The 23280-nt window shown below is 53.0% G+C and carries 22 protein-coding genes and 1 riboswitch; of the genes, 15 read left to right on the plus strand and 7 right to left on the minus strand.

Annotated features, from left to right (window positions below; all coding sequences use genetic code 11):
• Window positions 1-362: 362 nt before the first annotated feature.
• From C2I18_RS18110 to C2I18_RS18120, 3 genes are all read left to right on the plus strand, one after another.
• On the plus strand, window positions 363-944 hold the full coding sequence (locus C2I18_RS18110; RefSeq protein WP_249897145.1) for a GNAT family N-acetyltransferase: 582 nt from the start codon (window positions 363-365) through the stop codon (window positions 942-944).
• A 154-nt stretch (window positions 945-1098) separates the two neighbouring features.
• On the plus strand, window positions 1099-1656 hold the full coding sequence (locus tag C2I18_RS18115) for a hypothetical protein (protein ID WP_249897146.1): 558 nt from the start codon (window positions 1099-1101) through the stop codon (window positions 1654-1656).
• 70 nt (window positions 1657-1726) lie between these two features.
• Complete coding sequence (locus C2I18_RS18120; protein WP_249897147.1) at window positions 1727-2476, plus strand: amidohydrolase family protein; 750 nt, start codon at window positions 1727-1729, stop codon at window positions 2474-2476.
• Window positions 2477-2543: 67 nt separating this feature from the next.
• Here the strand turns inward: C2I18_RS18120 and C2I18_RS18125 are convergent, their stop codons facing one another.
• Both C2I18_RS18125 and C2I18_RS18130 read right to left on the minus strand, forming a co-directional pair.
• Window positions 2544-3344: a Cof-type HAD-IIB family hydrolase gene (locus C2I18_RS18125; protein WP_249897148.1), complete on the minus strand. Its 801-nt coding sequence runs from the start codon at window positions 3342-3344 to the stop codon at window positions 2544-2546.
• Window positions 3345-3410: 66 nt separating this feature from the next.
• A complete protein-coding gene (locus C2I18_RS18130; protein ID WP_249897149.1) occupies window positions 3411-4319 on the minus strand; it encodes a DMT family transporter in 909 nt (302 codons plus the stop codon).
• A 221-nt stretch (window positions 4320-4540) separates the two neighbouring features.
• Between C2I18_RS18130 and C2I18_RS18135 the strand changes: the two genes are divergently transcribed.
• Window positions 4541-5263: a metal-dependent hydrolase gene (locus C2I18_RS18135; RefSeq protein ID WP_249897150.1), complete on the plus strand. Its 723-nt coding sequence runs from the start codon at window positions 4541-4543 to the stop codon at window positions 5261-5263.
• An 87-nt stretch (window positions 5264-5350) separates the two neighbouring features.
• Here C2I18_RS18135 and lplA read toward each other — a convergent pair whose 3' ends face one another.
• Window positions 5351-6352: a lipoate--protein ligase gene (gene lplA, locus C2I18_RS18140; protein ID WP_249897151.1), complete on the minus strand. Its 1002-nt coding sequence runs from the start codon at window positions 6350-6352 to the stop codon at window positions 5351-5353.
• 239 nt (window positions 6353-6591) lie between these two features.
• Here lplA and C2I18_RS18145 point away from each other — a divergent pair, with 239 nt between their 5' ends.
• The 4 genes from C2I18_RS18145 (at window position 6592) to C2I18_RS18160 (ending at window position 10992) form a co-directional block, all read left to right on the plus strand.
• Complete coding sequence (locus C2I18_RS18145) at window positions 6592-8046, plus strand: aminotransferase-like domain-containing protein (RefSeq protein ID WP_249902161.1); 1455 nt, start codon at window positions 6592-6594, stop codon at window positions 8044-8046.
• 12 nt (window positions 8047-8058) lie between these two features.
• A complete protein-coding gene (locus tag C2I18_RS18150) occupies window positions 8059-9003 on the plus strand; it encodes a D-alanine--D-alanine ligase (RefSeq protein ID WP_275100930.1) in 945 nt (314 codons plus the stop codon).
• On the plus strand, window positions 8996-10216 hold the full coding sequence (locus C2I18_RS18155) for an aminotransferase class I/II-fold pyridoxal phosphate-dependent enzyme (RefSeq protein WP_249897152.1): 1221 nt from the start codon (window positions 8996-8998) through the stop codon (window positions 10214-10216). Before C2I18_RS18150 ends, C2I18_RS18155 begins: the two co-directional genes overlap by 8 nt.
• A gap of 449 nt (window positions 10217-10665) precedes the next feature.
• A complete protein-coding gene (locus tag C2I18_RS18160) occupies window positions 10666-10992 on the plus strand; it encodes a YnfA family protein (RefSeq protein WP_249897153.1) in 327 nt (108 codons plus the stop codon).
• Window positions 10993-11074: 82 nt separating this feature from the next.
• On the opposite strand, the gene C2I18_RS18165 is transcribed toward C2I18_RS18160, so the two are convergent.
• Window positions 11075-12658, minus strand: a complete 1584-nt coding sequence (locus C2I18_RS18165) for a methyl-accepting chemotaxis protein (protein WP_249897154.1) — start codon at window positions 12656-12658, stop codon at window positions 11075-11077.
• 423 nt (window positions 12659-13081) lie between these two features.
• A riboswitch (PreQ1 riboswitch) is annotated at window positions 13082-13127 on the plus strand.
• 11 nt (window positions 13128-13138) lie between these two features.
• On the opposite strand from C2I18_RS18165, the gene C2I18_RS18170 reads away from it, so the two are divergent.
• A complete protein-coding gene (locus C2I18_RS18170; RefSeq protein ID WP_249897155.1) occupies window positions 13139-13843 on the plus strand; it encodes a queuosine precursor transporter in 705 nt (234 codons plus the stop codon).
• 105 nt (window positions 13844-13948) lie between these two features.
• On the opposite strand, the gene C2I18_RS18175 is transcribed toward C2I18_RS18170, so the two are convergent.
• Window positions 13949-15043 carry a M24 family metallopeptidase gene (locus C2I18_RS18175; RefSeq protein WP_249897156.1) on the minus strand — a complete coding sequence of 365 codons (1095 nt, stop codon included), beginning with the start codon at window positions 15041-15043 and terminating at the stop codon, window positions 13949-13951.
• A gap of 665 nt (window positions 15044-15708) precedes the next feature.
• Here C2I18_RS18175 and C2I18_RS18180 point away from each other — a divergent pair.
• Window positions 15709-16995 carry a PQQ-dependent sugar dehydrogenase gene (locus C2I18_RS18180; RefSeq protein WP_249897157.1) on the plus strand — a complete coding sequence of 429 codons (1287 nt, stop codon included), beginning with the start codon at window positions 15709-15711 and terminating at the stop codon, window positions 16993-16995.
• Window positions 16996-17097: 102 nt separating this feature from the next.
• Here the strand turns inward: C2I18_RS18180 and C2I18_RS18185 are convergent, their stop codons facing one another.
• Window positions 17098-17826, minus strand: coding sequence for an MBL fold metallo-hydrolase (locus C2I18_RS18185; protein ID WP_249897158.1), 729 nt, complete (start codon window positions 17824-17826; stop codon window positions 17098-17100).
• A gap of 141 nt (window positions 17827-17967) precedes the next feature.
• Between C2I18_RS18185 and C2I18_RS18190 the strand changes: the two genes are divergently transcribed.
• Together C2I18_RS18190 and C2I18_RS18195 are read left to right on the plus strand one after the other, a co-directional pair.
• The gene (locus C2I18_RS18190; RefSeq protein ID WP_249897159.1) at window positions 17968-18810 is read left to right on the plus strand and encodes an SDR family oxidoreductase; all 843 of its coding nucleotides are present in this window, start codon (window positions 17968-17970) and stop codon (window positions 18808-18810) included.
• Window positions 18811-18854: 44 nt separating this feature from the next.
• Complete coding sequence (locus C2I18_RS18195; protein ID WP_249897160.1) at window positions 18855-19358, plus strand: GNAT family N-acetyltransferase; 504 nt, start codon at window positions 18855-18857, stop codon at window positions 19356-19358.
• Window positions 19359-19413: 55 nt separating this feature from the next.
• On the opposite strand, the gene C2I18_RS18200 is transcribed toward C2I18_RS18195, so the two are convergent.
• On the minus strand, window positions 19414-19758 hold the full coding sequence (locus C2I18_RS18200) for a winged helix-turn-helix transcriptional regulator (protein WP_249897161.1): 345 nt from the start codon (window positions 19756-19758) through the stop codon (window positions 19414-19416).
• A 90-nt stretch (window positions 19759-19848) separates the two neighbouring features.
• Here C2I18_RS18200 and C2I18_RS18205 point away from each other — a divergent pair, with 90 nt between their 5' ends.
• From C2I18_RS18205 to C2I18_RS18215, 3 genes are all read left to right on the plus strand, one after another.
• Window positions 19849-20109: a YqkE family protein gene (locus C2I18_RS18205; protein ID WP_249897162.1), complete on the plus strand. Its 261-nt coding sequence runs from the start codon at window positions 19849-19851 to the stop codon at window positions 20107-20109.
• Between the two features lie 409 nt (window positions 20110-20518).
• Entirely contained in the window at window positions 20519-21976 is a 1458-nt protein-coding gene (locus C2I18_RS18210; protein WP_249897163.1) for an RtcB family protein, read from the plus strand.
• Window positions 21976-23262 carry an AAA family ATPase gene (locus C2I18_RS18215; protein ID WP_249897164.1) on the plus strand — a complete coding sequence of 429 codons (1287 nt, stop codon included), beginning with the start codon at window positions 21976-21978 and terminating at the stop codon, window positions 23260-23262. Before C2I18_RS18210 ends, C2I18_RS18215 begins: the two co-directional genes overlap by 1 nt.
• The last annotated feature ends 18 nt before the right edge of the window (window positions 23263-23280 follow it).

Raw genomic sequence — 23280 nt, forward strand, 5'->3', positions numbered from 1 at the left:
CGACAATTACCGCTGACGCTGCTGCAGATGATGCCGCAAACTTGTGTAGACGATGTTGAGATGTTGCCGCAAACGCCCCCCAGACGCCCCGCAAACGCCGCCGCAGAATCTAACGGACCGTACGGGCGTTATTTTCAATAAAAGGGGCATTTCCCGGGGCTAACGGACCGGCCTTCCCTTATTCCCTCAGCAGCAGGGCTTTCCCGGACGAAATCCTACGAATAAGGGATCTGTTGTCCGTTAGCCGATGAAACTGTTGGTTTTGGCAGAAATAAGGGATCGTCGGTCCGTTAGAAGAGGTATACCTGCTCCGGGCCAATGCTCCCTCTGAACACATAGTCCAAAAGGAGGCTATCCACCCTATGAGTAAAACCGTTCATCCGATCATGCTCGATTTTCCTGAAAGTCTGGAAACCGGACGTCTGCTGATGCGTGCGGCGTTGTGGGGAGACGGGGCTGCAATGAATGAAGCAATCGCCGAAAGTCTTAGTGAACTGCAGCCGTGGATGATTTTTGCGCAAAAGATGCCGGCACCCGAGGAATCCGAGCAATTTGTAAGGGAAGCACGGCTGAATTACCTCAAACGTTCCTCCCTGCATATGAACATTTATGATAAAGCAAGCGGGAGGTTCATCGGCTGCAGCGGCTTACATCATGTGGATTGGGACAGCCGCAATTTTGAGATCGGATACTGGATCAGAAGTTCTTGCACAGGCAAAGGTTATATGACCGAGGCGGTTAACGGGATTACCGATTTCGCAATTCATGAGCTTAAGGCGAACCGGATCGAGATCCGCTGCAGCACCCGCAATACCCGAAGCGCCGCAGTTGCCGAGCGTGCAGGGTTCATACTGGACGGCGTACTGCGCAGAGGTATGAAAGGCTTCGACGGGGAAATGCATGACTGCAGGGTGTATGCGAAGGTGCGCGGGGCAGAATTTTAGGAGCAGGGGGAGCAAGATCATTTAATCCGGTTGGTTGAAAATGAACAGAAATGAAATGATCAACTATGTCAGATGCTCCATTAAAAGTCCTGCATGCTAAAGGAAGGCAGCCCATCCCAACGTGATCGGCTGCCTTTGTTCAAGGGGGAAGAATATGAAAAGTGTTCTTTTAAGAAGCGTAATGGTTGCGGTATTAGTATCCTTAGCAGGTTGTCAGCAAAATACAACGCAATCAGAAAAGCGAATTTTCAAAGCAGAAACGGAAGGTTTTGCAGAGCCGGAATCATCGGATTGGGTCAAATATATAACACCCCTGAGAGAGTACATGTATTATAGAACACAAGCGGTGGTTAACAAGGATACAACTATTTTGTGGGGGAGATACCCGGATCTGAAAGATAATATTAACCTTAAACAAGGAGTCAATGCCGAGGGGAACGAGGTTGAATCCTTAAATCAGAGTTTTGACTTAATAGATGCCAATTATAATATTGAAAGCTACGAACGAATTAAAGTAAAAAGGATAAACGATAGTGAAGCTGCAGTTCTTATGCATGGAAGTATAATTTATTTGGGCAATGACTTTGATGAGACCGGAGGGGAATATGTAATAGAAGTCTTCCTGGAACACCGGGACAACCATTGGACGGTCGTAAAAACAGACGAATACACTTTACCGGAATACAAAGAATGGATGAATGGCCAGGAATAGATGTATTCAATGAACTAAAAGAATACTGGAACTTTAATTAACAAAAAAGAGCAAAGGAGGGAACCACTGCATGGCAACCGTATTCGATGCCCATCTGCATATCATTGACCCGCGGTTTCCATTAATAGAGAACCAGGGGTTTTTGCCTGAGCCGTTTACCTGTGAAGATTATTTAGATAGAGTCCAGCCGTTAAAAGTTACAGGAGGCGCCGTTGTATCAGGATCATTTCAAGGTTACGATCAGACCTACTTAACCGATTCCCTGCAAAAGCTCGGCGGGAATTTTGTCGGGGTCACCCAATTGCCTCATGATACATCAGATGAAGAGATTTTAAGGCTGCATGACTGCGGCGTGAAAGCTATCCGCTTTAATGTCCGGCGGGGAGGCTCGGAAGACATCTCACGGTTGGACTACTTCGCCAGGAGAGTTCATGAGCTGGCAGGATGGCATGCGGAATTATATATCGACTCTGCAGCTTTGCCCGAAATTGCCGACACATTAGTTAACCTTCCTGCTGTATCAATAGATCATTTGGGACTATCCCAAGAGGGGCTCCCTAAACTTCTGTCTCTAGTCGATAAAGGAGTGAGAGTCAAAGCAACCGGATTTGGCAGGGTAGAGCTTGATCCGGCACAGGCTATCCGTTCCATTTATTCGGTGAATCCGGATGCCCTGATGTTTGGGACGGACCTGCCGTCAACGAGAGCAAAGAGACCTTACGATCATTCCGATCTAGAGCTGATTTACAATACGCTTGAGGAGGATCAGGCGGAGAAGGTTGTATATAAGAATGCAATGAAATGGTATTTGAATATGTAAAAAAGGTGCCCGTCTCCCGGTTCAGCGAACCGGATGACAGGCACCTTCTTTCTCTTCACACTTAAGCTTAGACAGTCTTAAGGATGAACTTATCGATGACATGCTTCACGCCGTCTTCATTGTTGCTGAGGGTGATGAAATCAGCAATTTCTTTCAGTGCCGGAATGGCATTGGCCATAGCTACACCAAGACCTGCAGCTTCAAGCATTTCATGGTCATTCCAGGAATCGCCTACGGCAATGGTCTCGGACAGCTCACAGCCGAAGTGCTTCGCAAGGAACTCAAGGGCCAGGCCTTTGGTGCCTTCATGATGCATAATTTCCAGGAAATAAGGCTTGGACTTCGTAATGTGGACCGAATCGCCGAGCAGCTCGCGCAGAATAGGAGCCAGCTCATCCAGGAAATCAGGGTCGTCAACGATGAGCATTTTTGGTGTTTTTTGCGGAACCAGCTTCTCCCAGTCGGGTTCAACGAAATACTGCGTTTTGTTCAGGGCGGAGTAGTCGATCAGCTTCTGGTTTTCTTCACGGGCATACAGCTTGTCGTCGATGTAAGTCTGCAGGTGCAGGTTATGCTCGACACAATAACTGAACAGTTTGCGTACCGCGTCCTGCGGTACATAACGCTCATAGAGCACCTTTTCATCGAGCAGATTCTTAACCAGTGCGCCCTGATAAGTGATGATCGGCACGTTCAATCCGGTCTGGCGGGCAATGGCCTGTGCAGAAGCATAGGCGCGGCCGGTTGCGAGGGTTACAACTACGCCTGCGGCAACAGCCTGCTCCAGCGCGGATTGGGTGGCAGGGGTAACTTCCTTGTCATCATTAATGAGGGTGTCGTCGATATCGATGGCGATCAATTTGTACATGTGTTTCTCTCCTTTTTTGGAAGCATACGTTTTTTCTCTAATTAATCTTTGCCGCAAAAAAAATCCCTACCCGGAAGGCTTCGGGGCAGGCTGGGGACTCAGCTCGGCGATCAGCATGGCCGCTAAGATACAGATACAGCCCAGTGCTGCGGACAGGCCGAGTGTTTCACCGCCGAAGATGAGGCCGGTAAAGGCGGCGAATACAGGCTCCATCGCATAAATAATAGCTACCCGTGACGGTGTGGTGTACTTCTGGCAGGCTGTCTGGATCCAGAATGCGAAAGCGCTGGTCGGGCCGATGGAGACAAGCAGCGCCCACAGGACATCCGGCTCGGCAATTAATTCCCCGCTGCGGGACAGCGGACCCGGTCCGTCAATCAGCAGTGAGGCTGCAATGCTCAGCAGCCCGACAAAAGCGAGCTGAAGCGTAACCAGCGGCAGCGCCGGATAACGCGGGGCATACACGCCTGTGTAGGCAACCTGCAGCGCAAAAGCAGCGGCACAGAGCAGCACCAGGCCATCGCCGGTATTCAAGGACAGACCCGGACCCGTGAACGTCAGCAGGTACAGTCCTGCTACCGCGATAGCTGCACTGATCCAGGTGTAGCGCGAAATGGCATGCTTCAGCAGCACCAGTGACAGAAACGGGACAATAACCACGGACAGGCCGGTAATAAACCCTGTATTGGAAGTGGTCGTGTACAGCAGGCCCATTGTCTGGAGGGCATAGCCCATAAACAGAAAAAGGCCCAGCAGCAGAGAGTGCAGGAGCATTCTCCAGCTTAATTTTTTCCATTCATGGCGGTAAAAAAGGGCGGTAATCAGCGCCAGCAGCACTGCGGCACCGGTAAAGCGGATGCTGTTAAAGGCGAGTGGCGGAAGTACCCTGACTGCATGCTGCACAATCAGAAAGGTACAGCCCCACATCATCGCTACCAGGAGCAGACTGAGATCGGCGATTCGGGAGCGATTCACAGGGGTCATCCTTTCAGAAAATAAAGAAAACGTTCAAGTTGTCCAAATTGTATCCTAAAACAGGGGGCACGACAAGCTGTTACGAGGCAAAACCCCGGCAATAAAGCGAAAAAAAGCCCAAAACCGGCACCAAATACTGGACAAAAAAGGCTGCTCTTGGTATACTTCGGGAACCGCACACTTGTTCCTATTTTGACAGCTGAGAAAGGGGCGGCTTTACCATGATGGGCAAATCCCATTTTGTGATCAGTACCGGGGTTACCCTATCGGCCATGAGCCTGCTGGGCTACGAGATTACGATCCCGGCTATAGCTGTAGCCGCGGTCAGTTCTCTGCTGCCCGACATTGATGAGCCGAATTCGCTGCTGGTGCGCACAGCCCTGCCCGAATCGCTGCTGCGCCTGCTGCAGGTGGCTCTAATCGGCGCAGGTATTTATCTGTATTTCGCCGGAATCGCAGAACCGCCATGGAACATCGCCCTGGCACTGCTGGTCGGCAGCGTGTCTTTCCTGCCGGGAAGAAGGCTGCGGCATCTCTTCATGCTGCTGATTGCCCTGGCCTTGTTCGCCTTCGCAGAGGCGTACGATCCCTGGAACTACATTGCGGCCTGCATGCTGGTTGTAGCCAGCGTAGTCCCGCACCGCGGGCTGACGCACACGCTGTACGCGGTGGCGGGATGGGGAGCGCTGCTCTACTTTGTCTCCCTGGAGATGGAGAGCGGCGACAGCCTGTGGATTGCCGGCGGCGTATCCTATGCGCTGCATCTGCTGGCTGATTCGCTGACCCAGCGCGGAATTACACCGCTGCCGCCGCTGCCGTTCAAGATCCGGATGAAGCTGATGAGCACCGGCTCCAAGAAGGGCAGCGCCGTGGAGAATGTATTCATGCTGCTGACGCTGGCACTGGTTGTATACGTATTTATTCTTCGTCCTCAGACCATGTAACATGGGCAGCAAAAGAGCCTCACTACCGTTTGCGCAGGCTGCGCGAACGTATAGTGAGGCTCTTTTTAACAGAAGGCTGCTGTAAATCTACTCTTCCAGGAAGATCAGACCGATAAAGTCCTCCGGCTCAATCCGTCCGAAGTAATGACCAAGATCCAGCTCCGCCAGCGCCTGACGGACCTCTACCATCTCGTAACGTTTACCTCGCAGCGCATTCTCGACATCGGCCACATCGCCTACACCGAAGAAATCGCCGTAGATTTTGATATCCTTAATGTAGGAATCCTCAATATCCATGCGGATATCGACCAGACCGGCCGGGAATTTGCGGGTGTGCTTCACATTGCTCTTCGGAGACAGGCCATAGTTCCAGTCCCAGTTCTGATAATGCTCCTTGGAGATTGCATTGATCCGCACCCAGTCGTCCATGGTCAGCTTATATTGGGGAACCTCGGAAGGCTCCATCCCGAAGATGGAACGCAGCAGTCCGTCGCGGAACTCTTCAATCGTCATGTCGGTACCCAGCAGGTCTTTGATATTGGCGACGCGGCTGCGGACGGATTTGGTGCTCTTGGATTTAAATTTCTCCGGATTCACGTTCAGGGAAGCCTGCACATCGTCGAGGTTCAGGTCGAACATCAGGGTGCCGTGGCTGAACATGCGTCCGCGTGTGGAGAACTGGGCGTTTCCGGAGATTTTTTGCTCACCGACCTGCAGATCATTCCGTCCGCTAAGCTCGGCGTTCACACCCATGCTCCGCAAATAGTCGATAACCGGCTGGGTAAATTTGAGGAAGTTATGGAACGACTGGCCGTCATCCTTGGTGATGAAGCTGAAGTTAAGATTGCCGAGATCGTGATAGACGGCACCCCCGCCGGACAAGCGGCGCACCACCTGAATGTTGTTGTCTTTTACATACTCCTGGTTGATCTCTTCAATTGTATTCTGGTGCTTGCCGATGATAATGGACGGGCTGTTGATATAAAAGAGCAGGTAGCTCTCGTCCATGGGCAGGTTTTTGAGCGCAAATTCCTCAATGGCCAGATTGACCGAGGCATCTGTAATCCCTGTGTTATCGATAAACAGCATACTGAATTCCTCCGCTTAAGCATGATTAAGTACTGAATATATTTTAAACTAAAAGCTTACTTTTCACAAAATAGAAAGCTTCATAGCCGCACGCGGCGGATGGAGGGTTATGCAGACGTTGACCCGTTCAGGCAAAAGGGCAATAATGGGGGAACCACAGCCGGCCGAAAATGGCGGGGTTGTGGTTCTTTTGTTACGGTCAAGATTATGCCATGATAGCTATGGGGGCGAACGAAACCATGTTCAAGGATTTCAGACTCATTGCCGGACGTCCGGTATATATACAGGTCAAAGATTATATGAAGCATCTAATCATCAAAGGCGCCCTCCAGGGCGGCCAGAAGCTGCCGTCTACCCGGGAGCTCAGCACGCTGCTTGCAGTCAGCCGCAATTCGGTCATTGCCGCTTACGCGGGTCTGGAGGATGACGGCTTTGCTTATACGGTCCAGGGACAGGGCAGTTATGTGTCATCTGCAGCCGTATCAGACAGCGCGGAGGCTTCCGCCTGGACTGTTGACTGGAAAGAGCGTTTGAACCCCCGGGCGCTGCTGGCCGAAGAGCTGGATATCATGAAACGCGGAATCCGCGCGGAGAAGGGTACAATTTCTTTTACCAGCATTGCACCTGATGAAAGCCTGTTTGACCTCGATAATGTAAAAAGAGCTTTTCTGGAACGCATGTCCGTCGAAGGCAATGTTCTGCTGAACTACGGCTATGCCAAAGGGTATAAGCCTTTAATAGACTATTTGAAGCAATATATGGAGCACAAGGGCGTTAACCTGCGGGGCAAGGATATGCTGATCACCAATGGTTTTACCGAAGGCTTCGATCTCGTCCTGTCAGCGCTGGGCCAGAAGCATGGATCTATACTCTGCGAGAACCCGACCCATCACACGGCAATCAAAAATATGCGGCTGAACGGTTTTGACATCACGGGTGTGGCCATGGAGCGTGACGGCATTCATCTCGGAGAACTGAAGCGGGCGCTTGAGGAGCAGGAATACGACTGTGCCTACTTCGTCCCTTCCTATCACAATCCTACCGGTATCGTCATGTCCCCTGAGAAAAGGCAGGGCGTAATGAAGCTGATGGCCGACTATAAGGTGCCGGTGATTGAGGACGGTTTTAACGAGGAGCTGCGGTATTCGGGGTCACATGTAGCTCCGCTGACCGCGGCGGCGGGCGGCGGCAACAGTGTCGTGTATCTCGGGAGCTTTTCCAAAGTGCTGTTTCCGGGGCTGCGGGTCGGCTGGGTGCTGGGAGATGAGGAGCTGATCTATTACCTGGAAAGTGTCAAAAGAGCACGCAGCATTCACACCTCGACTCTGGACCAGTCCATTCTGTATCAATATCTGCTGGGCGGCAATCTGGAGAAATATTTGAAACGGGCCAGAACAGAGTACAAACGCAAATACGAGCTGACTCTTACATGCTGCAGGGAATACCTTCCGTACACCTCGTTGTCAGGGGATGGGGGGCTGCATCTGTTTGTAACCTTTGAAGAGAGCTTCAGCACAAGAGAGCTGCTGGCAGCCTGCCGGGAGCAGGGGGTTATTTTTACAGCGGGAGACATCTTCCATACGGACGGAACAGGGCAAAACACGCTGCGGCTGGGATTCTCCAGGGTAGCTGACGGCGATATACTCAAGGGCATTGAAATCATCGGCAGGGCAGCACGGCAACTAATGGGATAGGGGAGCATGGATATGATAAAAGTGGGCGTAATTATGGGCGGGGTATCCTCCGAATCCGAGGTTTCCATGAACACCGGCAGAGAGATGCTGAAGCATCTGGACCGGAGCAAATATGAGGCAGTTCCGGTTGTTATCACTGAACGGGGACAGTTAATTGACGGGGTTAAGGGGATAGATTTTGCGCTGCTGGCGCTTCATGGGACTTATGGAGAGGACGGAACAGTGCAGGGGACACTGGAGACACTGGGTATTCCTTATTCCGGAAGCGGCGTACTGTCGAGCAGCCTGTGCATGGATAAAAATCTGTCCAAAACCATTCTCCGCAGCAAAGGTGTGCTAACTCCCGATTGGCTGTGCTGGGACAGCATGGAAGAGGTTGTGCCGGAAGCTGTGGAGCGTCTCGGTTACCCGGTCATGGTTAAGCCGAATTCCGGCGGGTCCAGCATCGGCATGACCAAAGTGAACCATTCAGGGGAGCTGCTGGCTGCGGTGGAGAAAGCTTTTGCCGCTGACCGCTCGATTCTGGTCGAGGCCTTCACGGAAGGACAGGAGATTACATGCGCTATTCTCGGCGGAGAAATGCTGCCTGTGATCGGCATTCAATCGCTTGGAGCGGACTGGTTCGACTACAGCGCCAAGTATGAGCAGGGCGGTGCTGATGAGCGTGTGATCCAATTGTCACTGGGGACCCATGAACGGGTGCGTACGGCGGCTATTTCTTGTTATAAGGCGCTGAAATGCTCGGTCTATGCCCGGGTGGATATGCTGCTGGCCAAAGGCGTTCCTTATGTGCTGGAGGTGAACACGCTGCCGGGGATGACCGAAACCAGCCTGCTGCCCAAAAGCGCACTGGCCGCCGGCTGCACTTTCAGCGGACTGCTGGATGCTATAATATCCAAATCCATGGAGGAATGGCGGGTAAAGCAGGGACAGACGGAGGTGGAGAGCCATGCTTAACCGGAACCGGGTCCTGGACCCGCAGGAGTGGATTGCAGAGCGTGTGCGGGAGATTGCGCCTTCGGGCATCCGCGCTTTTTTTGACCTCGCTGCCGGTAACAACGAAATTATATCACTTGGCGTCGGAGAACCGGATTTCGCTACGCCTGAGCATGTAAGGGCAGCCTGTATCCGTGCGCTGGAACGGGGAGAAACGACGTACACTCCAAACGCCGGACTGCCTGAGCTCAGGGAGGAGATATCCCTTTATTTGCGGAATGGCTTTGGACTGGAGTATCATCCTGCGGATGAAGTGATTGTAACTGTAGGCAGCAGTGAAGCGCTGGATCTGGCCCTTCGCGCTTTTACCGCACCGGGCGATGAAATCATCATTCCTTCGCCGAGCTACATCGCCTATTCGCCGATTGCCCATTTGAACGGAGGTTCACTGGTTGAGGTCGAAACGCGGGCGGACCAGGGCTTCAAGCTGACGGCTGAAGCGCTGGAAAAGGTGATTACACCGCGCTCCAAGCTGCTGATGCTTAATTTCCCGAGCAATCCCACCGGGGCGGTAATGTCTTATGAAGACTGGCTGCCGGTCGCAGAGCTTGTGAAGCGGCATAATCTGCTCGTGCTCTCGGATGAAATCTATGCCGAGCTGACCTATGACAGCAGGCATGCCAGCATTGCCGCGCTTCCCGGCATGAAGGAGCGGACCATTGTCATCAGCGGCTTCTCCAAAGCCTTTGCCATGACCGGCTGGCGGGTCGGTTATGCCTGCGGCAGCAGCGGGCTGCTGGCGGCCATGCTGAAGATTCACCAGTACACTGCAATGTGCGCACCGGTGCTGGGGCAGATTGCCGCCATTGAGTCCCTCCGCAGCGGGCTTCACGATAAGGACAGGATGAAGGAGTGCTTCAGACGGCGCAGAACCCTGTTTGTGGAGGGACTTAGAACAATCGGGCTGGACTGCCATGAGCCGCAGGGGGCTTTTTATGCCTTCCCGTCGATTGCCCGGACGGGGCTGAAGTCCGAGGAATTCGCCCTGCGGCTGCTGAAGGAAGCAGGCGTTGCCGCCGTTCCCGGGCAAGTGTTCGGAACCGGCGGGGAGGGGCATATCCGCTGTTCCTATGCAACATCGGAGGCCAGGCTGAACGAAGCGCTGGAGCGGATGGAAGGGTTCATGAGGAAGGAGAGAGCCTTGGGAAAGAAGCAGAGATATGCAGTGAAGTAACCTATGCAGTGAAGTAAATATCCGGCCGGGAGAGTGTAGCGGCTGGATTCCCATTCACGCAGCAATGCCCCTTCTTCATTCCCATGAAAAAGGGGCTTTTTGCTGTGAGCTTAAGATTATTCTTGTATAATGATTGCAGAGCTGAAGCCCAAATGATTAATGGAGACAGGCTCAGGTGTTAACTGTATTTCGTGCAGCTATAATAAACTATTTTTGTACCTCAGGAGCTTTAATTGTATTCTCTGCAGTTAAAAATCGCCATATTCCATATAAGAAGGATTCTGGCCGTTTTTAGTTGTACAGATTACATTTAAACTTCCGAATCGTCTCTTTTGTAGTCTTTTAACTGCAGGAAATACAACTAACTGTTATGCATACCACTGGTTTCAATAGATGGATGGAGCGAACCTTCAGTAATGTTCGCTTTTGGGAATAAGGGGTGATAACTAATGACAATGGCAATTCTGCTGTTTATCGTGGCCGGTCTCGCCGAGATCGGCGGCGGATATCTGGTCTGGCTCTGGCTGCGGGAATCGCGGCCGCTCTGGTACGGCCTGATCGGGTCGCTGATCCTGATTTCGTATGGCATCATTCCTACTCTGCAAAAGTTTCCTTCCTTCGGCCGGGTATACGCTGCCTATGGCGGTGTGTTCATCGTGCTGGCTGTACTGTGGGGCTGGCTGGTGGACAAAAAAACACCGGATCTGTATGACTGGATCGGGGCAGGCATCTGTATCATCGGCGTGTCGGTCATTCTATGGGCACCCAGGCACTAGCCAAAGTACATAATTTGCAGAGAACATCAAAAAGGCAGCTCCGGGCCGGTAAGACCCTGGAACTGCCTTTTGTGTCTGAGCGTTAAATTTTGAACTGTCGCACTGCTTCCTGCAGCTTGACCGCCTGCTCATGAAGGTGCTGGGCCGTCACAGCATGGCCTTCAAGCTCTTCCTGCTGGCGTGAAGAGTTCCCGGCAAGCGTATCAGCACTGGCCCGGGACATCGCCGTAATCTGCGAGGTCTCTTCCACCGAGGCGCTGACTTCCTCCGTTCCGGCCGAAATTTGCTGGGTGGCAGCGGATACGGACTGGACACTCTGGTTAATGCTCTGAATCAGAATCAGCAGCTGATTGAAGGCATTGCCGGCTTCGGCAACCTTGCCTACGCCAGAGGCAACCTCCTGGTTAACAAGATTCATCTCGGCTACGGAGTGGTTCATATCCTCCTGCAGGCTCAGCAGGAATTCACGGATCTGTTCGTTGGATTCCTTGGACTGCTCGGACAGCTTGCGGACTTCTCCGGCCACCACGGCAAACCCGCGGCCGTGTTCCCCGGCACGTGCAGCTTCTATGGACGCATTCAGCGAGAGCATTTGAATTTGCTTCGTAATTTCGGTGATTCCCTGAACCACCCCGCCGATCATCTGCGAGCGTTCATTCATCAGCCGGAACTGCTCCAGCGACTTCACCGACGCCTGTTCAACCTGGCGCATCTGCTGTACAGCAGTCTGGGCAATCTCATTGCCGCCTATAGCTTCCGCAGAGGCTTCACTGATCTGTTCGGTGACTTCACCGGCCGCGGAGGCGATGTGCTGGATGCCGATATTAATCTCATCCATGGCTCTGGAGTTCTCCATCGTGACGCTGGCAATGGTTGTGCTGCCTTTGCTGATTTCGTTAACGGACACGGCAGAGCGGGCGGCCATGTCATTAAGCACTTCCAAGCGTGTCTTCATATCGTTGGCGTCCTGTACTACATTGCTGGAAGTATCCAGGACCTGGCCGATCATGTCCTTGAGCTTATGGCTCATGCTTCTGAAGCTTTCGGACAGCTGGCTGACTTCATCATTGCCCTTAATCACAAGCTCCTGGGTGAAGTCGCCGCCGGCCATTTTGTTGCTGTAGGCTGCGAGCCGGGAGAGCGGGCGGGTGATTCTTTTGCTCATGAAGTATGCAGCAGTAACCCCTAGGATAAGAGCCAGCAGGGTAATCCATACACTGGTCCAGATCACACTGTTGATTTTTTCATCTACGAAGGCTACATCCGAGCTGACACCGATCACCATCGTGCTTCCGGGAACGCCTTTATACGCTGTTTTATGTATACCGTGACTGTCACTATAGATTTCACTAAGACCCGTTTTACCTTTGGAGGCCTGCTCCATAGCCGGTGTTACTGCAATGTTCTCATCCGCCTGCAGTGTTGAAGCTTTGTCCGCGGTGATAACCGTGGCTTTTCCTTCCTTCAGATTAGCGAGAAAAATGGTCTCGACCCCATGCTGCTTTACTTTTTCCTGTAAATAAAACTGTACGTTTGTTGTCGCCTGTGCACCTTTATTGAGCGCCTGCTGGGCGTGGGTGGAATTCAGGCCTTTGTATACATCCTCGGATGCAACGCCCAGCAGCTTGTCGATTTGCGGAAGTACATAGCTGTTGATCGTATTCATGGATATAAAATAAAAGCTGATACTTAAGACTAACGACGTTAGCAATAGAACGACAAACAACAACATAGTGAACTTACGGCTGATGGAATTCTTAAAGCGTAACATATCATTCTCTCCTTTTTCTGATAGATACATCTGTTTTCTTATGTTCTGCAAGCAGGCCTTGGAAGGTAATATATTCCATATGTATAGGTCATATATCATGCCTGGAAGGTTATTGATAACTATTCTATAGAATTAACCCCTGGTTGAATAGTGAAAAGTTTGGATTTAGGCTTATATTTTCTGAAAAATCTGAATAATTATCGAATCATTTATGAATTTTCCGAAAAACAGTGAATTTAGTCCTACTTTTGCGAAAATAAGTTTTCATAGCATGTTAGCTTACAATGTGATAGAGTAGTAATGTTTTGTTCAAAGCAAAACACCGCGGTTCGTAACCATCCCGCGTAAACAAAACTAGGAGGAAATACAGAAGTCATGTTTAATTTGTTGTGGAGTATTTTGTTCGTTATTGTGAACTTTGCTTTTTTTCTGCTCTGTTTCCGTCTGTTCGGTAAAAAGGGCTTGTACGCCTGGGTCGGCATCGCCACGGTGATCGCCAACATCCAGGTGGCCAAAACGATTGCCATGCCGTTCGATATTGTGATGACGCTGGGCAATACGATGTATGTCACTTTGTATCTGACCAGTGATTTGCTGAATGAGAAATACGGCCGGAGGGAAGCGAGAAATGCGGTATGGTTCGGGTTCTTCACTTTGCTGATGACAACCGTGCTGATGCAGATGGTGCTCGTATTCAAGCCGGAGGGAGACCCAGTCTTCCAGACTTCTCTGGAAACGATCTTTGGTCTGATGCCGCGTCTTGCGCTGGGCAGTCTTGCCGCTTATTTTGTCAGCCAGTTCCTTGATGTCCATCTCTATGCCTGGATCCGCAAGTTCTACGGCTCATCGCGCCAATTGTGGATTCGTTCGAACGGAAGTACGATGATCAGTTCTTTTGTAGATACGCTGATTTTTTGTACGATTGCTTTTGCCGGCAGATTCGAGTTCGAGATTTGGGTAGAAATACTGCTGACTACGTATGTCGCAAAATTCCTGCTGACAGGCGCAGGTACGCCGGTTCTGTATCTTGCCCGTTCCTTCAAGTTCGCCGAAGATGAGCAGCCGGTCCGCAAGGATTGAGAATAAGGTTGTATATAGAAAAGCAGCAGATCCAACCGGTAGCGGTGTGATCTGCTGCTTTTTTGTGTGAGTGGGCTTGCACCGCTCGGGTATAGCAGGCATCCCTTACAAATGAAGTATGGTCAGCTCTTTCGGGAAAGAGGTTAAGGTCTGCGGACCCTCCGGAGTGACGAGCACATCATCTTCGATCCGTACGCCGGCCAGATTCGGAACATAGATGCCCGGCTCAACCGTAAATACGTTCCCGTTCTCAATAATATCCTCATTCAGGCCATGAAGGGAAGGATATTCATGGGTGTCCATTCCCAGGCCGTGGCCTACACGGTGCATGAAATACTCACCGTATCCGGCAGCTTCGATGACTTCGCGGGCTGCGCGGTCAACGGAGCCGAATGTAGCGCCCGCTCTGGAAGCGGCGAGGCCGGCTGCATTGGCGGCCAGCACAGTGTTGTAGATTTCGGTCAGCTTGCTGTCAGCTTCTTCAACAGCAAAGGTGCGGGTAATATCCGATGCATAACCAGCGGCATACACGCCGAGGTCGAACATCAGGAAATCACCCGGCTGGATGACCCTGCTGCCCGGTACGCCGTGCGGGAGCGCCGTGTTCGGGCCGGAGAGCACCATAGTGTCGAAGGAGGGGCCGGAGGCGCCTACCTTTTTCATCAGATACTCCAGCTCGGCAACCAGCTCGATCTCGGTCACCCCTGCCTTAACATGCTTAAGCCCCTGGCGGAGAACCTCCTCCACCAGCTCGGCCGCATGCTTCATCCGGCTGACTTCCTCCGGTGTCTTGATGGCGCGCATGGACCGCAGCATAGGGCCGATGTCGCTGAAGCTTGCGGCATTCACAGCTTCGGAGAGCCTCTCGAAGCGGCTTACAGTGAAGTGCTCCTTTTCAATGCCGACTTTATCCGGGCGTGTCCCGCCAAACCGGGACTTCAGCAGCTCGTACGGATTATCCGTATCGCTATGCGTCAGAATGGTTGTGACCTTAGATGCGGCATGCGCGGCTTCGGCATCCAGTGCCGGAACGATCAGAACGGGCTCCTCCCCGCGGATCAGCAGCAGGCCGAGAAACCGCTCATGCGGATTGCTGGCAAAGCCGGTCAGATAGTAGACATGCTTGGGATCGGTGACGAGCAGCGCCTGGAGTCCGGCGCCGGACATTTGCTGCTCCAGGCTGTTCAGAGCATGATTCATTAGTAATTGTTCCCCTTTCGTCTTCACGCTGGAAAAAAGCAATATTCTAATTATAGATCATAACCCTGCGGGGCGCACGCCAAGGCTTAATATCGCATAACAAGGGTTTAACCTGTGGGACCAGCGGGTAATAGTTGCCAAATTATAAGCAGCCGGGTAACTTGCTCCATTTAGTATACGCAACCCATAGTTTGTCTAATGGCCCGAGGTAGTATATGCAACTATAGTTAGGGTTAACGGATCGAGGTTGGATATGCAATTAGTTAGGGTTAACGGATCGAGGTTGGATATGCAATTATAGTTAGGGTTAACGGATCGAGGTTGGATATGCAATTATAGTTAGGGTTAACGGACACAAGTTGAAAGACCTGACCCGTATTTTGGCTAACGGACCGAGGATCCCTTATTTATCCATATAACGGGAAACGGCAGGGCTAACGGACCCCAGGGGCCTTATTTGCTGACATTAGCCCCAAATCTGCTGTAAGTATAGGCAATAAGGGAACTAGGGTCCGTTAGCCCGCCAAAAATGCTGAATATCCAAAAATAACGGAACTACGGTCCGTTAGAGTTATGGGCAAGCGGCGAACGTATCGCCGTCCTGAAGTATTCCCGACAAGATCATGTATTATCTGCTCCAAAACCCAGTGAAGAAGGTGATAACTATGATCCGTGATAGAAAATATACCCGTTCAGCACTATTCCGCTGGACCTCCCTGATCCTGCTGGCCGGAGCATTAACCGCCTGCTCTGAGACAGGCGGGGTGGATGGTCAGCTGGAAAGCGAAGGGCCGCGGTTGGGAGCAGAAACACCTGCTGGCAGCAGGCCGTCTGCTGTACCGGCTCCTGCAGAGAACAGCATGAATATGAATACAGAGCAGCCGGCTGAAGAAGCTGAAGCGCCGCCTTCATCAGAGCAGGCAAAATCCGCGGAGTCCTTTCCCTACACAGCCGAGACGCTGGTGAGCGGGCTGAATGTTCCGTGGGAGATAGCTTTTGCGCCGGATGGGCGGATATTTATTACCGAACGGCCCGGAACGCTGCGCGTCATTGAGAACGGCAAGCTGAGAGAAGCGCCGCTGCTGGAGCTGTATGCACCGTTTGTCAGCACGGGCGAGGGCGGACTGCTCGGGTTAGCGCTGGATCCGGCGTTTGCCGATAACGGATATGCCTATGTCTATCACTCTTACCGCGAGGGGGACGGTATACAAAACCGGGTGCTGCGGATCATTATAGACAGCAGTGCGGCGGAAATCGACAAGGTGCTGCTGGACGGCATACCGGGGGACACCAACCATAACGGAGGACGGATCAAATTCGGTCCGGACGGATATCTGTATGTTACAACCGGGGAACGTTATGAGCCGGAGCTGGCGCAGGATAAGGAGAGCCTAGGCGGTAAAATATTGCGGATTGCCCCGGACGGCTCCATCCCGGAGGATAACCCGTGGCCGGATTCACCTGTGTACAGCTGGGGTCACCGCAATGCGCAGGGACTCTCCTGGCAGCCTGGTACAGGCGTGCTGTACAGTTCTGAGCATGGCCAGTCCAGCCATGACGAGATCAACATTATTGAGCCCGGAGCCAATTACGGCTGGCCGCTCATTGAAGGCGGTCAAGCCGGCGAGGAAGGCGGCATCAGCCTGAAGAGCCCGCTGCTGCACAGCGGAGACGAGACCTGGGCGCCGTCAGGAACGGCCTTCATTACGCAGGGTCCCTGGAAAGGTGAACTGCTGGTTGCCAGTCTGGCAGGAGAGCAGCTGCTGTGGGTCTCACCTTCCGGCAGCAATGGTGAACCTGCTGCTACCGCCTTATTCGAAGAGGAATGGGGCAGGCTGCGCAATGTTGCCGAAGGACCGGACGGCACCCTGTATGTACTGACGAACAACCGGGATGGCCGGGGTGATCCGGGGGAAGGGGATGACCGGCTGATTGCACTGAGGCCGGATTGAAAATAACAGCCCAGAAACGGACGAAAGGCTGTTCCGCGAGTAGACACATTCTACAAGCGGAACAGCCTTATTGGTCTTTACAGCGCAGCTTCAAGAACGGAATTACAGCGATCCCGCCAGTTCGTCAATAAGCGCCTGCGGGCTGCCTTCGTACAGTCCGCCGTGATAACAGAGGACGGTCTGAATCTGCCGGCCTTCAAGCTTGCGCAGACTGCGGAGTGCCAGCGGCATATCGGGTGTCGCTGATTCCGCAGGTCCGGCGAGCTGGCCGTCTACTACACGCAGTTCGTCAGCAGCGAGCAGCAGCTTTTGCTCCGGCACGTAGAGACAGATGTGCCCCGGAGTATGGCCGGGCGTGTGGATGATCTCGATTCCGCCGCCCCAGGGGAGCTGCTCTCTATCCTGCAGCTCCGTCATGTCCAGCTCTTTCAGCTCATCCAGAAACCGGCTGAACTGTTCCTGAAAGGCTTCCGGCATTTGCGATACCCGCTGCGGGTTCATCTTGATCATCGGTGCGCTTGCAGTGCCAGCCGGCAGATCCTCCGGGTGGACAAACAGCCGGACACCGGGCAGCTCACGGGCCAGTACGGCCAGATTACCGATATGATCGATATCCTGATGGGTGATGATAATCCGTTTGATATCAGAGAGCTGCTCGCCTGCATCACGGATTGCCTGGACGAGAGCTTCGTACTGTCCGAACATGCCGGTGTCGATCAGAGTCAGACCATCCGCATCCTTAAGCAGCACCGGGAAAATCTCAGTCGGGCCGAATACCGGGGAGAGCATAGGTACGGTCAGAACGATAACTTTTGGTGACTTATTCAGCATTTATTTCCGGGAATCTCCTCCCGGTTCACCTCCTGCTTTTCTTAACTCCTGATATGATGTAACATAATTCTAAAACATCTGTCTAAAAATGGCCAGGCCAGGGCTTAGGCCGGCAGATCCGTGCAGGAAAGGGGATTCGCCATGAAAGGGAAGACCGTGCTTGTCACCGGAGGCAACTCCGGAATGGGACTGGCGACGACGATTGAAATGGCCCGCAGAGGGGCACAGGTCATCATGGCCTGCCGCAGCCGGCAGCGCGGGGAAGAAGCGCTCGCTGAAGCTAAGCGGCAAAGCGGGTCTCCTGATATTGCGCTGATGCTCTGCGATCTGGCTTCCTTTGACAGCATCCGCAGCTTTGCGGAGGAATTTAGCTCTAAGTATCCTGTGCTCGATGTGCTGATTAATAACGCCGGCGTTGTCACGATCCGCAGGGAGCTTACCTCTGACGGATACGAGATGGATTTCGGCGTAAATCATCTGGGACATTTTCTGCTCAGCAATCTGCTGCTGGATTCCTTGAAATCAGCTGAACAGGGACGGATTGTAGTGGTTGCTTCCGGTGCCTACAAGATCGGAAAGCTGCATCTGGATGACCATACGCTGTCCCGGGGCTTCAATCCGGCCAAGGCTTATGCCCGGTCCAAGCTGGCCAATATCCTGTTCACCAGGGAGCTGGCCGCCCGGCTGCAGCATACCGCAGTCACAGTGAATGCTGTTCATCCGGGGGCGGTGGGGACAAGCATTGGCGTCAACCGGGAGACAGGCTTTGGCCGTCCGCTGCTGAAGCTGCTGTCGTATTTCTTCCTCACGCCTGAACAGGGTGCGGATACGGCCATCTACCTGGCAACTGCTCCTGAGCTGTGCGGTGTGACAGGCCAATATTATTACCGCCGTGCCATCCAGGAGCTGTCGCCAAGAGCTGCGGACAGTGCAGCAGCTGCGCGCCTGTGGGAATGGAGCCTGGAGCAGACAGGGCTTAAATAAAGAGGTACAGCTGCATGGCAACAATATTAGGAGGAATGGAAAGCATGGCTTGGCAAAATTACAGCATTGAAGATGCATCGATTGAGGATTTGGGAGCTATTGTAGATATTTATAACTCGACGGTAGCCGGGCGGGTCGTTACGGCCGACCTGGAGCCGGTGACCGTGGAGGACCGGCTGAAATGGTTCCATGAGCATAACAGCCATCATCGCCCGCTGTGGGTACTGAGACAGGACGGGGAGATTGCTGCCTGGTTCAGCTTCCAGTCCTTCTATGGCCGTCCGGCCTATAACGGCACTGCCGAGATCAGCGTATATGTAAACGAGAAATTCCGCGGTACGGGTGCCGGAAGCCTCCTGCTGACCAAAGCGCTGGAGGAATGTCCGCGCCTTGGCCTCCAGAACCTGGTCGGCTTTGTATTCGGCCATAACGGCCCAAGCCTTGCCCTGCTGCGCAAATTTGGCTTTGAGCAGTGGGGGCTGCTGCCCGGTGTTGCCGAGCTGGACGGCATTCTGCGGGATCTGGTCATTATCGGCCGCAAGCTGTAAACTGTAAATTGTAAGTTGTAAATTGCAGGGTAAGCTGGAGGTATACCGGCAGGGGCTACTGCGAAGGAGATTGTTCGCTTTGGCAGCTGTCCGCACTGATCCATGCTTCCGACCACTGCTCCAGATCGCGGATGACCGGTTCCAGGGCACGGCCTTTATCTGTCAGGGAATATTGTATTCTTACAGGTGTCTCGGGAAATACCTCGCGCAGGACAATGCCTTCCTGTTCCAGCTCCTTGAGCCGTTCCGACAGGAGCCTGCCGCTGACCGGCAGTGACGCTTCAATCGTGCTGAAGCGCTGGGGGCCCTGGAGCAGCTGGAAGATGATTAAGCCCGTCCAGCGTCTGCCGATAATATCCATGCTTTTTTGTAACCGTGGACACAAATCTGTAGATTTCATAAGGCTCACCTCTTACTGTACATTATAAACGTAAAGCACCATAGCTAAAACAAATTTGAACGACAGGCAATACCTGAAAGGATGATTTTGATGGCCAAGAAAAAGAAAGTAACCCATTCCCCGCGGCCTGCCGCGGGCGATGCGCCTGCTACACTGAAGGATCTGCTGAGCAGTGATGTCCTGGATAAGCTGAAGGCACAGTCCGATGCGCTTAAGGCAGAGGAAAATGACAAGAAAGAGGCGGCCCGCAAAGCGGCGGAGGATCAGCGCAAGGCCGAGCAGAAACGGCTGGAGAACGATTTCGCCCACCTGCTGGAGAACAGCAATCAGGACTGGCACAAATTCAAATAAACCGATGGTATACAGGAAGAGGGCGCCAAGTGTGGTGCCCTTTTTATAATGTCTTCCAATATTAGGGTTGACAATGTGCAGCTGAGGCCTTTATTATTGGGTTTATCATTTAGAGAAGGGAGGCCGATGGGTCATGATTGGAACTATGTTACTTGGAATGTCGTCCTGTCATATTACAACCGCATATGTACGATCTGATCTCATCGCCTTCGTCCGGAAGACATGATGGGCTGCGGTTCATTTGTCACATGTATCTGCATGGGCGTGCTTTGAATTGCTCATGTCCTTTATAATCACTACCAGCATACCGGGAGCCGCAGATCAGAACGCTGATCTGCGGCTCTTTTTGCGTACCCGATAACGATAACGAACATTACTAATGCAACCCGAGAGGAATTGAAAATAATTTATGAATACCAATCAAATGCACAGCGGAACAGATATTTATCTCCCCCGCTACAAACATGAGGTGGCCCTTCCAGGCGGTGACCTGAACGTCTATGCCAGCGAGCAATTATTCGGCTCACTGGATTATAAAGTCCTGGAGATGGCGAACAACAACCTGCAAATTCCGAATATTGAATATATGAGCTATACGCCGGACGTGCATGTAGGCGTCGGAACCTGCATCGGCACAACGGCGGTGTGGGATGCTGCAGACGGTTATGTGTCCCCTTCGATTGTAGGCAGCGACATCGGCTGCGGCATGCGCGTGCATCTTACCAGCCTGCACAAAGACGATCTGCGCGAGGTGAAGCTGCGCCGGAAGCTGGTCCGCGCGATTGAAAAATACCTGCCGATGGAGGCCCAGCAGCGCGGCCATTACAGTGACATCCGGCTGGAGCACATTGTCCGCAAGGGGCTGAACGGGCTGCCGAACAAATATGTGCCGGACAGCTACACGCCGAAGAAATCAAGCAGCCTGTCACATGTGGAGATCAGCAGACTTGCATTTGATGAAGAGATTCTGAACGAGCTTCCCGATATGGCCTGGCACCGGGGACACCGCCAGCTTGGTACGCTCGGCGGCGGCAACCACTTTGTGGAGATTCAGTCCATCGAAATTGCCGAAGAGCAGCGGGAAACGGCTGAAGCCTGGGGCCTTAAAGACGGGCAGATTGCCGTGATGATCCATTCCGGCTCCCGGGCCTGGGGAGGGCTGATTAACCAGTTCTGCTCCCCGGCCTTCGCCAAGGCCATGGGCCAGCTCGGGCTCGGCAGTGCCGATCCGCGCCTGATCTTTGCCCCGCTGGCTCATCCGGCGGCACAGCGGTATGTTAATCTGATGTATTCTGCCCTGAATTACGCTGTCGTGAACCGGCATCTGATCGCATACGGTGTACGGGAAGGCTTCCGCGATGTGTTTGGCCCGAAATGCGAAATGAACACATTGTACGATCTTATGCATAACTATGCCTGGAAAGAGGACACCGCCTCCGGAACCAAGTTTGTCCACCGCAAAGGGGCAACACGCGCCCTGCCGGCAGGACATCCGGACAATCCCAAGCCTTATGCGGCAACCGGACATCCGGCGCTGATTCCCGGTTCGATGGGGACCTCCTCCTATATCATGGTCGGGCAGCCCGCCGGGGAAGAGAACTACTATTCAATCTGCCACGGCGCAGGACGCATCCGTTCCCGCACTGCAACCAAACGTCTGGTGTCCGTGAAGGAATTCTCCCGTTCCCTTAAGGTCGGTGAGGAGGATGAGATTGTCGTGAACCAGCATTCCCTGGAATCTATCCTTGACGAATCTCCCCAGGCTTATAAGAATGTAGATGAGATCATAGAAAGCGTTACGGGTGCAGGCCTGGCGGCCGTTGTCGCCAAGTGCAGACCGCTCGCCGCGATAAAGGGGACGAAATAATGGAGCAGGAGTGCAGAAACCAGGCTGTAATCTATCAGTACAATGAAAGCACTAACGGATTGATCAAAGGCTATGATGCCTATGCCCGGCTCGTTGACGGCATCCTTGATGCCCTGTATAGGCGTTATGGCGTCCGCTACGAGCTGTATGCCAGCGATGACCCGAACAGCGAATACTGGAAGCTGCTCCAGACCGATGTGCAGTCCGGCAGCCCTGAGGTAGAGCATGTAGCGCGGATTTTTGACCGGCTGGAGGACCGGACCTTCATTTACGATGATGAGAAGGAGCAGCCCGAGTACAATATCCATTTATCCATCCGGAATAACGTCCTGGCATATCCGGCTATGGGGGTGGCGTTCGCACGGGTGCCGGTGTTCCAGGAGAACGGGATCAACTTTCAGGATTTTGTTTTTGCCGCCTCTGATGAGCAGCTGCAGCAGTTTCTTGGCAATGTGCGCAAGCGGGAGCGCCAGCAGAATATCGACAAGGTTACCGTATTTACGGACCGCCGCAACGGGATCCACCGCGAAGATGAGCCGATTACCCGCTCCATTAGCCGGGAAGAGGTGGTGCTGGATGCTGTAATCAAAAAGGAGATCTACCGCTCGCTGGACCAGTTTTTTGACGCGGACCGCAGCTTTTATATTAAATACGAGATCCCCTACAAACGGGGCATTCTGCTCTACGGCCACCCGGGCAACGGTAAAACCACGCTCGTCAAATCGATTGCCGGCAGTGTGCCGGGACCTGTGATCTACTGGCAGATTACCGAGTATACAAGCAGCGAGTCCGTTAATGAGGTGTTCGAGGCCGCTTCCCGGCTGGCGCCGATGGTGCTGGTGATTGAGGATATCGATTCCATGCCGCAGGAGGTCAGATCCTTTTTCCTCAATACGCTTGACGGGGCAACCTCCAAGGAAGGGATTTTTCTGATCGGTACAACCAATTATCCGGATAAAATAGATCCCGGTCTCATGAACCGTGCCGGGCGCTTCGACCGTGCCTATGAGATTAAGATGCCAAACGAGGAGCTGCGGCTGGAGTATTTGCGGCTGCGCGGCTTCTCGGCCTTCGCAGGTGAGGAAGGCGTGGCGACCGCTGCGCGCCTGACAGCGGATTTCTCGCTGACCCAGCTCGGCGAGCTGTATGTCAGTGCGGCGCTGGAGTGGCATGAGAACGGCAGAGCCGATGTAGAAGCGCTTGTCCGCGGCATGCGCGGTGAGCTGGACAAAGGGCGCAAACGGGAATGGATGAAGGACAGCTCTTCTACAATCGGGTTTTATTAGGACGCCCGTTATAAGCTT

The sequence above is a fragment of the Paenibacillus sp. PK3_47 genome (genome assembly GCF_023520895.1).
Taxonomy (GTDB): Bacteria; Bacillota; Bacilli; order Paenibacillales; family Paenibacillaceae; genus Paenibacillus_AQ.

What these genes read in the sequence shown, in the direction of transcription:
- C2I18_RS18135 (WP_249897150.1), top strand. Translation starts at nt 4,541, where the DNA reads ATGATGGGCAAATCCCATTTTGTGATCAGTACCGGGGTTACCCTATCG.
- C2I18_RS18150 (WP_275100930.1), top strand. Translation starts at nt 8,059, where the DNA reads ATGATAAAAGTGGGCGTAATTATGGGCGGGGTATCCTCCGAATCCGAG.
- C2I18_RS18145 (WP_249902161.1), top strand. Translation starts at nt 6,592, where the DNA reads ATGTTCAAGGATTTCAGACTCATTGCCGGACGTCCGGTATATATACAG.
- C2I18_RS18110 (WP_249897145.1), top strand. Translation starts at nt 363, where the DNA reads ATGAGTAAAACCGTTCATCCGATCATGCTCGATTTTCCTGAAAGTCTG.
- C2I18_RS18190 (WP_249897159.1), top strand. Translation starts at nt 17,968, where the DNA reads ATGAAAGGGAAGACCGTGCTTGTCACCGGAGGCAACTCCGGAATGGGA.
- C2I18_RS18185 (WP_249897158.1), bottom strand. Translation starts at nt 17,826, where the DNA reads ATGCTGAATAAGTCACCAAAAGTTATCGTTCTGACCGTACCTATGCTC.
- C2I18_RS18215 (WP_249897164.1), top strand. Translation starts at nt 21,976, where the DNA reads ATGGAGCAGGAGTGCAGAAACCAGGCTGTAATCTATCAGTACAATGAA.
- C2I18_RS18125 (WP_249897148.1), bottom strand. Translation starts at nt 3,344, where the DNA reads ATGTACAAATTGATCGCCATCGATATCGACGACACCCTCATTAATGAT.
- C2I18_RS18200 (WP_249897161.1), bottom strand. Translation starts at nt 19,758, where the DNA reads ATGAAATCTACAGATTTGTGTCCACGGTTACAAAAAAGCATGGATATT.
- C2I18_RS18205 (WP_249897162.1), top strand. Translation starts at nt 19,849, where the DNA reads ATGGCCAAGAAAAAGAAAGTAACCCATTCCCCGCGGCCTGCCGCGGGC.
- C2I18_RS18115 (WP_249897146.1), top strand. Translation starts at nt 1,099, where the DNA reads ATGAAAAGTGTTCTTTTAAGAAGCGTAATGGTTGCGGTATTAGTATCC.
- C2I18_RS18120 (WP_249897147.1), top strand. Translation starts at nt 1,727, where the DNA reads ATGGCAACCGTATTCGATGCCCATCTGCATATCATTGACCCGCGGTTT.
- C2I18_RS18160 (WP_249897153.1), top strand. Translation starts at nt 10,666, where the DNA reads ATGACAATGGCAATTCTGCTGTTTATCGTGGCCGGTCTCGCCGAGATC.
- C2I18_RS18180 (WP_249897157.1), top strand. Translation starts at nt 15,709, where the DNA reads ATGATCCGTGATAGAAAATATACCCGTTCAGCACTATTCCGCTGGACC.
- C2I18_RS18175 (WP_249897156.1), bottom strand. Translation starts at nt 15,043, where the DNA reads ATGAATCATGCTCTGAACAGCCTGGAGCAGCAAATGTCCGGCGCCGGA.
- C2I18_RS18155 (WP_249897152.1), top strand. Translation starts at nt 8,996, where the DNA reads ATGCTTAACCGGAACCGGGTCCTGGACCCGCAGGAGTGGATTGCAGAG.
- C2I18_RS18195 (WP_249897160.1), top strand. Translation starts at nt 18,855, where the DNA reads ATGGCTTGGCAAAATTACAGCATTGAAGATGCATCGATTGAGGATTTG.
- C2I18_RS18170 (WP_249897155.1), top strand. Translation starts at nt 13,139, where the DNA reads ATGTTTAATTTGTTGTGGAGTATTTTGTTCGTTATTGTGAACTTTGCT.
- C2I18_RS18165 (WP_249897154.1), bottom strand. Translation starts at nt 12,658, where the DNA reads ATGAATACGATCAACAGCTATGTACTTCCGCAAATCGACAAGCTGCTG.
- lplA (WP_249897151.1), bottom strand. Translation starts at nt 6,352, where the DNA reads ATGCTGTTTATCGATAACACAGGGATTACAGATGCCTCGGTCAATCTG.
- C2I18_RS18210 (WP_249897163.1), top strand. Translation starts at nt 20,519, where the DNA reads ATGAATACCAATCAAATGCACAGCGGAACAGATATTTATCTCCCCCGC.